This window comes from Hymenobacter segetis, from assembly GCF_054776495.1.
On record NZ_BAAHBV010000001.1, the window covers coordinates 2,460,216 to 2,471,528 of the forward strand.

General features: G+C 62.1%; 8 protein-coding genes. 5 read left to right on the forward strand and 3 right to left on the reverse strand.

Going from position 1 to position 11,313, the window contains the following annotated elements; translation table 11 throughout:
* Window positions 1–180 precede the first annotated feature (180 nt).
* The 3 genes from ACYU70_RS10210 (at window position 181) to uxuA (ending at window position 4,649) form a co-directional block, all read left to right on the forward strand.
* Window positions 181–2,454 carry a glycoside hydrolase family 3 N-terminal domain-containing protein gene (locus tag ACYU70_RS10210; RefSeq protein ID WP_342295986.1) on the forward strand — a complete coding sequence of 758 codons (2,274 nt, stop codon included), beginning with the start codon at window positions 181–183 and terminating at the stop codon, window positions 2,452–2,454.
* A 58-nt stretch (window positions 2,455–2,512) separates the two neighbouring features.
* Window positions 2,513–3,334, forward strand: coding sequence for an SDR family oxidoreductase (locus ACYU70_RS10215; protein WP_342295984.1), 822 nt, complete (start codon window positions 2,513–2,515; stop codon window positions 3,332–3,334).
* Window positions 3,335–3,482: 148 nt separating this feature from the next.
* On the forward strand, window positions 3,483–4,649 hold the full coding sequence (gene uxuA / locus ACYU70_RS10220) for a mannonate dehydratase (RefSeq protein ID WP_342295983.1): 1,167 nt from the start codon (window positions 3,483–3,485) through the stop codon (window positions 4,647–4,649).
* 22 nt (window positions 4,650–4,671) lie between these two features.
* Here the strand turns inward: uxuA and ACYU70_RS10225 are convergent, their stop codons facing one another.
* Together ACYU70_RS10225 and ACYU70_RS10230 are read right to left on the reverse strand one after the other, a co-directional pair.
* Window positions 4,672–6,015 carry a PQQ-dependent sugar dehydrogenase gene (locus tag ACYU70_RS10225; RefSeq protein ID WP_425293314.1) on the reverse strand — a complete coding sequence of 448 codons (1,344 nt, stop codon included), beginning with the start codon at window positions 6,013–6,015 and terminating at the stop codon, window positions 4,672–4,674.
* Window positions 6,016–6,100: 85 nt separating this feature from the next.
* Complete coding sequence (locus tag ACYU70_RS10230; RefSeq protein ID WP_342295982.1) at window positions 6,101–6,502, reverse strand: NUDIX hydrolase; 402 nt, start codon at window positions 6,500–6,502, stop codon at window positions 6,101–6,103.
* A gap of 98 nt (window positions 6,503–6,600) precedes the next feature.
* Between ACYU70_RS10230 and ACYU70_RS10235 the strand changes: the two genes are divergently transcribed.
* Entirely contained in the window at window positions 6,601–6,960 is a 360-nt protein-coding gene (locus ACYU70_RS10235; protein ID WP_342295981.1) for a winged helix-turn-helix domain-containing protein, read from the forward strand.
* A gap of 48 nt (window positions 6,961–7,008) precedes the next feature.
* Window positions 7,009–9,627 (forward strand): TonB-dependent receptor, encoded by a 2,619-nt coding sequence (locus ACYU70_RS10240; RefSeq protein WP_342295980.1) that lies wholly within the window; start codon window positions 7,009–7,011, stop codon window positions 9,625–9,627.
* A 153-nt stretch (window positions 9,628–9,780) separates the two neighbouring features.
* Here the strand turns inward: ACYU70_RS10240 and ACYU70_RS10245 are convergent, their stop codons facing one another.
* Entirely contained in the window at window positions 9,781–11,310 is a 1,530-nt protein-coding gene (locus tag ACYU70_RS10245) for an OmpA family protein (protein WP_342295979.1), read from the reverse strand.
* Window positions 11,311–11,313: the final 3 nt, after the last annotated feature.

Here is an 11,313-nt window from a genome sequence, read left to right on the forward strand (position 1 = left end):
TTATCTGGTGGCCGCTGGCCGTACCGGAGTCCGAAAAACAGCCCTCCCGGCCGGAACTGCGCCTCACGAGAATGGTGGGAACGTATGACTGAGGCCCCGGCCGGGGCGGCTGTGGCCGGTGGCCGCCAGAATGCACAACCCCTTTTCCCAGCTGCTGAAGCGGCTTTTTATCGCAACTAAATGACTCTTTCGTTTCCCAAGCCCTTGTTGCCGCTGCTGTTGCTGGGCCTATTGCCCAGCCTGCCCGCGTTGGCACAAAAGAAAAAACCGGTGCCTGCGGTAACCACCACCAGCCCGGCTGATATCGAGCAGCGCATCTCGGCCCTGCTCGCTCAGATGACGCTGGAGGAAAAAGTGGGCCAGCTCAATCAGTATTCGGGCCGCGAGGTGACCGGCCCGGCCAGCGACCGCAAGAACACGCTGCTCAGCAGCATCCGGGCCGGGCAAGTGGGCTCGATGCTGAACGTGAAGGGCGTGAAGGACACGCGCGAAATCCAGGCCGTGGCGCTGGAATCGCGCCTGCACATCCCGCTGCTGTTCAGCCTCGACGTCATTCACGGCTACCAGACCACTTTCCCCATTCCGCTGGCCGAGGCCGCTTCCTGGGATTTGGACGCCATCCGGCTTGGCGCGCACGTGGCAGCGAAAGAGGCCGCTGCGTCCGGTATTCACTGGACCTTCGCGCCGATGGTGGACATCGGCCGTGACCCGCGCTGGGGCCGCGTGATGGAAGGCGCCGGTGAGGACACCTACCTCGGCTCGCAGATTGCGAAAGCCCGCGTGCTGGGCTTCCAGGGTGAGAAGCTGGGTGGCACCGATGCTATCATGGCCTGCGCCAAGCACTTCGCGGCTTACGGAGCCGCCACAGCAGGACGCGACTACAACGCCGTGGACATCAGCGAGCAGCAGCTGTGGGAAACCTACCTGCCGCCCTTCCGCGCCGCCGCTGAGGCCGGCGTGGCCACGTTCATGAACTCGTTCAACACCCTGAACGGCATCCCGGCCACCGGCAACGCCTACTTGCAGCGCGACATCCTGAAAGGCCAGTGGAAATATCCCGGCTTCGTGGTGAGCGACTGGGGCTCCATCGGCGAGCTGGCCAACTGGGGATACGCGGCCGACAAAACCGATGCCGCCCAAAAGGCCATCACCGCCGGCTCCGACATGGACATGGAGAGCGACGCCTACCACCAGAAACTGGTCCAACTGGTGCAAGCCGGCAAGGTGGATGTCAGTCTCGTGGACGATGCCGTGCGCCGTATTCTGCGCAAGAAATTCGAGCTTGGCCTATTCGATGACCCGTACAAATTCTCGGACGAGAAGCGTGAAAAGCAAGTCCTGAGCGACCCGCAAAACCGCGCCGCCGCCCGCCAGATGGCCCAGAAATCCCTGGTGCTGCTGAAGAACGAAAAAGCCACGCTCCCCCTCACCAAAGCCCTACGCCGCGTAGCCGTCATCGGCCCGCTGGCCAAGTCCCGGCGCAACCTCAACGGCAGCTGGGCCGTGGATACCGACACCACCCGCATCACCTCACTCTACGACGGCCTGCGCCAGCGCGCCGGCAAAACCACCGAGCTGCTCTACGCCAAAGGCTGCAACGTGAGCGGCGACAGCCGCGCCGGCTTCGAGCAAGCCGTGGCCGCCGCCAAAAACGCTGATGTCATCATCCTCACCGTGGGCGAGGCCTGGGACATGAGCGGCGAGGCCAAGTCGCGCACCGATATCCACTTGCCCGGCGTGCAGGAGGATTTGTTCAAAGCCCTCAAAGCCACCGGCAAACCCGTAGCGGTGGTGGTTTTCGGCGGCCGGCCGCTAATTTTCGATGCCATATCGGAGCAGGCCGATGCCATTCTCTATGCCTGGTGGCCCGGCTCGGAAGGCGGGACCGCCCTGGCCGATGTGCTCTACGGCGACTATAACCCCGCCGGCAAGCTGCCCATCACCTTCCCGCGCAGCGTGGGTCAGATTCCCATCGCCTACAACCAGCAGTACAACACCGGCCGCCCCATCACCAAGCCCGGCGATATCCGCTACAAGTCGGCCTATATCGACTCGCCCAACACGCCGCGCTACGCCTTCGGCTACGGCCTGAGCTACACCACGTTCAAGTATTCAGACCTGAAAATCAGCCAGGCTCAGCTGAAAGCCAGTGAGTCGGCCCAGGTCAGCTTCACGCTCACCAACACCGGTAAAATAGCCGGCGAGGAAGTGGCCCAACTCTACCTCCGCGACCCCTTGGCCTCCGTGGCCCGGCCGCTCAAGGAGCTCAAGGACTTCCGCAAAGTCAGCCTCAAGCCCGGCGAGAGCAAGACCGTGACGTTCACCATCGACAAAGACAAGTTGGCCTTCTACAACTCGAAACTAGAGTGGGCCGCCGAACCCGGCAAGTTCAACCTAATGGTCGGCAGCGCTTCGGATGATATCCGGCTGGAAGGCGTGCTGGAATTGCAGTAACACGATTATTGAGCGTCATGCTGAGCCGCCCCAATTAACCTCTACCAAAAACAAACTTATGCCTTCCCTATCCCAATTTTCCCTCGCTGATAAGGTCGTTATCATCACCGGCGCTACTGGCGTGCTGGGCGCATCTATGTCGCTGGCCGTGGCTGAGGCCGGGGCCAAAGTGGCCATCCTGGGCCGCAACGCCGAGCGGGCCGAAGCGCGGGCGGCCGCCATCCGCGCCATCGGCGGCGAGGCGCTGGTGGTGCTGGCCGATGTGCTTGACGTGGCCCAGATGAATGCGGCCTGCGATAAAATCATGAGCACCTGGGGCCGCATCGACGGGCTGGTGAACGCGGCCGGCGGCAACATGCCGGGGGCCACCGTCGGCCCGAGCCAGAATCTGTTCGATGTGGGCATCGAAGACACGCGCCGGGCGGTTGATTTGAACCTGTTCGGCACCGTGATTCCGACCACCGTTTTCGGGCGCGTGATGGCCGACCAGGGCACGGGCTCCATCGTCAATATTTCCTCGCTCACGGCCCAGCGGCCCCTCACCCGAGTGATGGGCTACACGCTGGCCAAAACCGCCATCGAAGGCTATACCCGCTGGATGGCTACCGAGCTGGGCCTACGCTACGGGGGCGGCATTCGCATGAATGCCATCGCGCCGGGCGTATTCCTCACCGAGCAAAACCACGACCTGCTCATCGCCGCCGACGGCTCGCACACCGAGCGGGCCACCAAGTTTATCAGCCACACGCCCTTTCAGCGCTTCGGCGAGCCGGAGGAGTTGACGGGCACGCTGATTTATTTGCTGAGCAACGCCTCACGGTTTGTGAACGGCGAGACGGTAGTGGTGGACGGCGGTTTCAACGCCTACAGCGGTGTGTGATTTTGTTATTCATTGATGAACAATAACAGCCCGTCATGCAGAGCGTAGCGAAGCATCTTTACCGCAGTAGTAACTAATTGCGTTGCGCGGTAAAGATGCTTCGCTGCGCTCTGCATGACGTTCTTACTAAACAATACCCCATCCCAAAATGCCCATTATCCAAAGCTGGCGCTGGTACGGCCCGAACGACCCCGTGAGCCTCGCCGACATCCGCCAAGCTGGCGCTACCGACGTGGTGACGGCCCTGCACCACATCCCGAATGGCGAGGTCTGGACTGTGGCGGAAATCCAGAAGCGCCAGGAAATCGTGAAGGCCGCCGGCCTGACGTGGAGCGTGGTGGAAAGCGTGCCCGTGCATGAAAACATCAAAACCCGCACCGGCAATTTTCAGCCATACATCACCAATTACCAGGAGTCGCTGCGCAACCTGGCGGCCTGCGGCATCTTCACAGTGACGTATAATTTCATGCCCGTGCTGGACTGGACGCGCACCGACCTGGCCTACGAAGTAGCGGACGGCTCCAAAGCCCTGCGCTTCGAGAAAGCCGCTTTCGTGGCCTTCGACACCCAGCTACTGAAGCGCCGGAATGCGGCCCAGGACTATACGCCCGAAGAATTAGCAAAGGCCGAAGCCCGCTTCGCCGCCATGAGCGCCGAGGAGAAACAGCTGCTCCAGCGCAACATCATCGCCGGCCTGCCTGGCAGCGAGGAGAGCTTCACGCTGGAAAAATTCCAGAAGGCGCTGGACGCTTACGATGGCATCGACGCGGCCAAACTGCGTGAACATCTAATTCTGTTTCTGCGGGAAATTGTGCCGGTGGCCGAGCGGGTGGGCATTAATCTCGCCATTCACCCCGACGACCCGCCCTACCCCATCCTGGGCTTGCCCCGCGTGGTGAGCACGGCTGAGGACGTGGCCGCACTGGCGGCCGCCGTGCCTTCGCCGGCCAACGGCCTGTGCTTCTGCACCGGCTCCTTCGGCGTGCGGGCCGATAACGACCTACCGGCCATGGTGCGCCAGTTTGCCGGGCGCATCCACTTCATCCACCTGCGCAGCACCCAGCGCGACGCGGAGGGAAATTTCTACGAAGCCAACCACCTCGAAGGCGACGTGGACATGTACGCCGTAATGCGCGAGCTAATAGAGGCCATGCACCGGCGCAACGTGCGCCTGCCCATGCGCCCCGACCACGGCCACCAGATGCTCGACGACCTGCACAAGAAAACCAACCCCGGCTACTCGGCCATCGGCCGCCTGCGCGGCCTGGCCGAATTGCGCGGGCTGGAAATGGGCATCGCGCGCAGCCTGGCGTAGGTTATCAGCCGGAAATCAAGGCTTACTTAGCGACACTCACGCGCCAGATTTTGTCGGCCGCGTCATCAGCCACCAGCAGCGAGCCGTCGGGCAGCGTGGCCACGCCCACGGGGCGGCCGTAAGCGTCCTTCGTGTCGCCGCCGGCCAGAAAACCGGTGAGGAAGTCCTCCGGTTTGCCGGGCTTGCCATTGGCAAAGGGCACGAAAACTACTTTGTAGCCCGAGAACCGCGTGCGGTTCCAGGAGCCGTGCTCGCCGATGAAAGCGCCGTTGCGGTACCTGGTGGGGAAGGCGTCTTTGTCATAAAATGTGAGGCCCAGCGCGGCTACGTGCGCCCCCAGCGCCACGTCGGGCACCAAGGCTTTTTTGACGAGGTCGGGCCGCTCGTTTTTGCGGCGGGGCTCTTCGTTTTGGCCGAAATACGAGTAGGGCCAGCCGTAAAAGCCACCTTCTGTCACGCTAGTGAAGTAGTCGGGCACCAGCTCATCGCCCAGCTCGTCGCGCTCGTTCACCACGGTCCAGAGCTTGCCGGTGCCGGGCTGCCATTGCAGACCGATGGGGTTGCGTAGGCCGCTGGCGAATATTTTCTCGCCCGTGCCGTCGGGGTTAATTTGAAGGATATTGGCGCGGCGCACTTCTTCCTCGGCCCCGTGCTCCTGCACGTTGCTGCTCGAGCCCACGGTCACGTAGATTTTGGAGCCGTCGGGCGCGGCCAGCAGGTTGCGGGTCCAGTGGTTGTTGTAGCCACCTTTGGGCAGGTCGAGAATGCGCTGGCCCGAGCCCGTGATTTTGGTAGCACCCGGCTGGTAGGGGAAGCGCAATACGCCATCGGTGTTGGCCACGTAAAAGTTGTTGCCGATAATCAGCATCCCAAACGGCTGGCTGAGGCCCGCCAGGAAAGTGGTGCGCAGGTCGGGGGTGCCGTCGTGGTTAGTGTCGCGCAGCAGCGTGATGCGGTTGGCGCTGTGGTCGCGTAGCGAGCGGGACTTGTCCAGCTTTAGCTCGGCTATTACTTTGCGGCTCATGCTCAGCGGGATGGTGCTGGCTTCGGCCACCAGCACGTCGCCGTTAGGGGCCACGTACAACCAGCGCGGGCTGTCCAGCTTCCCGGCGTACTCCGCCACCGTGAAGCCGGCGGGCGCTGTGGGCATTTTGCCGGCCGGCCAGGGCTGGATATTCACCCGGTTGGACACTGATTTGGTGGCATAGGGCGCGGGCAGATGCACTGAGTCGGCGGCGGGCGTGGCCACGGTCTGGGCCGGCGTGTTGGCGGCGGCCTCCCGCTTTTCCTGTTGGCTGGGTCCACCGCAGGCGGCCAGCAGGCCCAGACCGGCCAGCAGTAGCGGAATGTTTTTCGACATCATCATGGAGAGCGTAGCGCACGCAACTGATTGGAGACGCGCGGGGGCAGCTGTCTTTACTTCCGAGTGCCGAATTGGTTGCGGCGCAGCTTTACTCAGCTAATAATCCCTGTTCCTTCAGCCAGTCAAAAATCAGCTGGTCGACGGCCGATACCTGGGCCCGGTGCCGGTAGGTCAGCCACACTACTTCCGCGATTTCGGCGGCTGGTTGCAGCGTGCCGGTATAGCGGGCGTAGTAGCAGGCCATGCGCACCAGCACGCCCGCCGGGTGCCCGTGGGCGGGAGCCTCAAACGTGCCGGCGTGCATCAGACTGGCCGGGTCGAGGGCCACGGTCAGCTCCTCTTCGATTTCGCGCAGCAGGGTTTGGGCATCGGTTTCGCCGGGCTCGCGCTTGCCGCCGGGGAAATAGTACCGGTCTTTGCCGTGGCTGCGGGTGCTCAGCACCTGGCCATCACGCAGGTGCAGCCAGGCTATTTTGTCGATGATTGGCATAAGGAATGGCATTGGCCCATAACTATTAAACTGGTGGCAATACCACTGTCGAAAGGTAGCACAGCCCCGGCAAGGGCCGGCTACATTATACTTGCCTCATGAAATCCCTCCTGCTACCCACCCGCTCCTACCGCCTCAACGGCCGCCTCTGGCTCGAAACCGACGACGGCCGCTTTCTCGGCATCGGCCGGCTGGAATTGCTGGAGCAGATTGCCGCGCTGGGCTCCATCTCGAAGGCCGCGCAGGCCATGGGCATGTCCTACAAGCGCGCCTGGGACCTAGTAAGCTCCATGAATGCGCAGGCCGCCACGCCGCTGGTGAGCACCCAAACCGGCGGCACCAAAGGCGGCGGTGCTGTGGTGACGGAGGCCGGCCAGGCCGCCATTGTGGCCTTTAAAGCCCTGCAAGCTCGTTTCCAGGAATTCATGGCGCTCGAAACAAACCGGATACACGAGTAAGGATATAAAACCGGTCGTTATATCTTTACGGATACAACGGCCGTTTTCATGTCCATGCTCCTACCCAACCGCGCCCGCCCAGCGCTGCTTGCGGCCGTCGCCCTCCCGGCGATGGCCGCCCATAGCCAAACCGTAGCCCCCGCCGATACGACCCGCAAAAAAGTTGATTTGGAGGAAGTGGTGATATCCGCTTCCAAAGTCGAGGAAAGCTTCTTGCAATCGCCAGTGACGGTGGAAAAGCTGAATGCCCGGGCGCTGCGGCTCACGCCCACGCCGTCGTTTTTCGATGCTATTGAGCATCTTAAGGGGGTGCAGGTGATTACACCCAGCCTGGCTTTTAAGGTGATAAATGCCCGGGGCTTTACTAACACCACCAACGTGCGTTTCGCGCAGCTCGTGGATGGCGTGGACAATCAGGCCCCGCACATCAGCGGGCCGATTGGGAATGTGTTGGGACCGACTGATTTGGATATCATATCAGTGGAAATCGTGCCGGGCACGGCCGCCGCGCCCTACGGGCTGAACGCCATCAACGGGCTGGCCAATTTTCGGACGAAAAACCCTTTTGATTCCCAAGGGCTGAGCGTGCAGCAGAAAACGGGAATTAACCACGTTAATGATGCCAATACCGGGGCTAAAATCTTCTCCGAAACTAGCTTGCGCTACGCGAAGGTGCTGAGCACGAAGCTGGCATTCAAGGTGAACGGCAGCTACCTACGTGGCTACGACTGGGTGGCCAACGACCAGACCGACATTAACCCCAACGGCAACGCCAACACCGGCCTGTTCGGGGCTGAAAACCCAGCCCGCGACCCCGTGAACGGCTATGGCAACGAGTCATCGGACCGCAGTACGCTGAACCTGGGCGGCAAAAACTACCAGGTGGCCCGCACCGGCTACGCCGAAAAAGACGTGGTGGACTACCACCTGCGCACCCTCAAAGGCGATGCCGCGCTGCACTACCGCTTCCGGCCCGGCACCGAGCTGGCCTACACCTACCGCGTGGCCAGTTTCGATAACGTGTACCAACGCTCGAACCGCTTCCAGCTTCAGGATTACCGGCTCCAACAGCACGCCCTGAGCCTGACCACGCCCGTGGTGCAGGCCCGCGCCTACTTCACCCAGGAAAACACCGGCCAGAGCTATAACCTGCGCTCCGCCGCCGAGAACATCGACCGCAGTTACAAGCCCGATGCCACCTGGAACCGTGACTACACCACCGCCTGGAACGCCGCCACCCAGGCCGGCCAACCCATTGCCCAGGCCCACGCCACCGCCCGCGCCGCCGCCGATTTCGGCCGCCCCCAGCCCGGCACTCCCGCCTTCCAAAACAGCCTTAGCACCGTGCAGGGCATCAATAACTGGGACGTGGGCGCGGCCCTGCGCGTGCGCGCCGACCTGCTCCACGCCGAGGGCCAGGTGAACCTGGCTGAGGCCCTGCGCCGAGGCGGCCACCGCCTGCCCGCCGCCCTGGATGTGCTGGCCGGGGCCGACCACCGCACCTATATCGTGGTGCCCGACGGCAACTATTTCATCAACCCCGAGAAGGGCAAAGACCCGCTCGGCGACAACCTGACCTACTCCAAAACCGGCGGTTTCGTGCAGGCCGGGGCGCGGCTGCTCAAGGAGAAAATCCGCCTCACGGCCACCCTGCGGGCTGATAAGAACGATTATTTCGACCTGAAATTCAACCCGCGTTTCACGGCCGTATATTCGCCCGGCCAGCAGGCCAATTTCCGGGTGAGCTACCAGAGTGGGTACCGGTTTCCGAGCTTGTTTGAGGGGTTTTCGAATGTGAACAGTGGGCAGGTGAAACGCATCGGGGGGCTGCGGGTGATGTCGGACGGCGTGTTTGAGAACAGCTATTTGCGCACCAGCATTGATGCTTTTGGGGCCGCCAATACGGCTTACATCAACGCCAATACGCCCGCCAATGCCACGGCCACCCAGAAGCTGGCCATTCAAAACCAGGCCATCGCGCAGAACAAGGGCCTGCTGGTGAAAAACCCCTACACCTACCTCAAACCCGAGCACATCAACTCCCTCGAAGTGGGCTATAAGGCCGCGCTGCTGCCCAAAGGCCGCCTGTTGGTCGATGTGGATTTTTACTACAACACCTATCGCGACTTCATTGCCCAGGTGGAAGCCTACGTGCCCAAAACGCTGAATCCGGACTCCACGGCCATTTACCTCAACGCAAAATCCACCCAGAACCGTTACCGCCTCTGGACCAATGCCCAGAGCAAAGTCTATAACTACGGCGGCTCAGTGGGCCTGCGCTACGAGCTGCCCGGCGGCTACCTGGCAGGGGCCAACACCACCTATACCCGCCTCGACCGCACCGAAAGCGGCGATGGCCTCGAAGACGGTTTCAACACCCCGCGCTGGGCCTACAACCTGAGCCTGGGCAATGAAAACGCCTACCGCAACTTCGGTTTCGGCCTCAACTACCGCTGGCAGCAGGGCTATTATTCCCAAACTTTCCTGGTGAATGGCAACGTGGCCGCCTACCACACCCTCGATGCCCAACTGAGCTACACCGTGCCCGCGCCCAACCTGCGTTTCAAGCTGGGGGCCAGCAATGCGCTCAATAATTACTACGTGTCCTACCTCGGCGGGCCGAGCGTGGGCGGGCTGTATTACTTGGCCATCACCTATTCGATGTAGCCACCCTACCACCTGAAAAATGAACTCGCTAGCGGGGGTCCCCGCCAGCAATTACCGTTCTGTGAAAGCCTGGCGAATCGCCAACGGCCACAAAAAAAGGCCCGCTCTCATCGAGCGGGCCTTTTTCATTCATCAGCTAGCGCTGAGCCTTGATTACTTCTTGCGCTTGGCCGGGGCCTTTTTGGCAGGAGCTTTCTTGGCGGGAGCCTTCTTCACCGGAGCAGCTTTCACTGGCTCGGGCACGATGGTCGGGGCCGGGCCGTACTTCACTTCCGAGGCGTTGGGGTCGCCGGTGAGGTAGAGGTCGAACTCGACGCGACGGTTCAGGGCCTGGCCGGCGGCCGTGGCGTTGTCAGCAATCGGCTTGGTTTCGCCGTAGCCATGCGACACGATACGGTCGGCGGGCACAGCCTGGCTCAGCATGTAGGTGCGGGCCGAAGCAGCACGGGCATCCGAGAGGTTCAGGTTGTAGTTGTCAGCGCCTTTGCTGTCGGTGTGGCCCGAGATGCCCAGCGTGTAGTCGGGATACTCTTCCATGATTTTGGCGAGGTCCTTCAGCGTGGGGTACGAGCTGGGGAGCAGCACGGCCTTGTTGAATTCGAAGTTGATGTACTTCGTGGCCTCCTGCAGGCGCTTCTTGGTTTCAGCTTTCACCTCGGGGCAGCCTTTGTTGCTGGCCGGGCCGGGGCGGTTGGGGCAGCGGTCCTGGTAATCGGGAACACCGTCGCCGTCGGTATCAATGGGGCAGCCGTTAGCGTCCACTTTCACACCCGATGGGGTGTTGGGGCACTTGTCAGCGGCATCGGTTACACCGTCGCCGTCAGCATCGGGGCAGCCTTGCAGGGCGGCGATGCCGGCCACGTCGGGGCACTTGTCATCGGCATCGGTGATGCCGTCGCCGTCACGGTCGGGGCAGCCTTGCAGGGCGGCCACGCCTTTCACGTCGGGGCACTTATCCTGATAATCTGGAACGCCGTCGCCGTCTTTATCAAGCGGGCAGCCGTTGGGGTCAACTGCTACGCCGGCTGGGGTGCCGGGGCACTTATCCTTCTTGTCCGACACGCCGTCGCCGTCAGCATCCTTCATTTTGCCCAAAGCCACCGTGATGCCGGCCTGGTGCAGCAGGAACCGGTCATACAGCTTGTCGGTGGGGCTGCTCATGTTGTCTACCCGGTCCGTGAAGGGGTAGTGCTGGCTGGTGGTCAGGTCCAGGAACACGGCATCGCTGAGCCGCACCCGAATACCGGCCAGGCCAAATACCTCGGGCCGCCGAATCTGCGTCACGCCGAAATTAGCACCGCGCACCTGCCCCGAGCTATTAGCCAGGAACATGCCGCCGCCACCCATCAGGTAGGGCTGAATGCGGGCGTCTTCTTTCAGAATCTTGCCGTTGTTGAGCTTGAGCTTAATCCCCAAATCCACCATGCCGGTGCGCGACTCAAAGTTAGTCGCCTGGAACAGCTCGCTGCTAAACTTGTACGTCTCGTAGTAGCCCAGCAGGGCCACATCGAACGATGGCGACAGGTAGCGGGTGATGGTTCCGCCGCCGCCCACCGACAGGTCATTGCCGGAACGGTTCCAGAAGTCGGAGCCTTGGTTGCCGCTGTATTGCATCAGGCCGATATTGGCACTGAGCGCCGTTTTGCGGTCGGCGGTTTGGGCCTGAGCACGCGGAGCGGCCATGCC

What these genes read in the sequence shown, in the direction of transcription:
- ACYU70_RS10210 (WP_342295986.1), top strand. Translation starts at nt 181, where the DNA reads ATGACTCTTTCGTTTCCCAAGCCCTTGTTGCCGCTGCTGTTGCTGGGC.
- ACYU70_RS10215 (WP_342295984.1), top strand. Translation starts at nt 2,513, where the DNA reads ATGCCTTCCCTATCCCAATTTTCCCTCGCTGATAAGGTCGTTATCATC.
- uxuA (WP_342295983.1), top strand. Translation starts at nt 3,483, where the DNA reads ATGCCCATTATCCAAAGCTGGCGCTGGTACGGCCCGAACGACCCCGTG.
- ACYU70_RS10225 (WP_425293314.1), bottom strand. Translation starts at nt 6,015, where the DNA reads ATGATGATGTCGAAAAACATTCCGCTACTGCTGGCCGGTCTGGGCCTG.
- ACYU70_RS10230 (WP_342295982.1), bottom strand. Translation starts at nt 6,502, where the DNA reads ATGCCAATCATCGACAAAATAGCCTGGCTGCACCTGCGTGATGGCCAG.
- ACYU70_RS10235 (WP_342295981.1), top strand. Translation starts at nt 6,601, where the DNA reads ATGAAATCCCTCCTGCTACCCACCCGCTCCTACCGCCTCAACGGCCGC.
- ACYU70_RS10240 (WP_342295980.1), top strand. Translation starts at nt 7,009, where the DNA reads ATGTCCATGCTCCTACCCAACCGCGCCCGCCCAGCGCTGCTTGCGGCC.
- ACYU70_RS10245 (WP_342295979.1), bottom strand. Translation starts at nt 11,310, where the DNA reads ATGGCCGCTCCGCGTGCTCAGGCCCAAACCGCCGACCGCAAAACGGCG.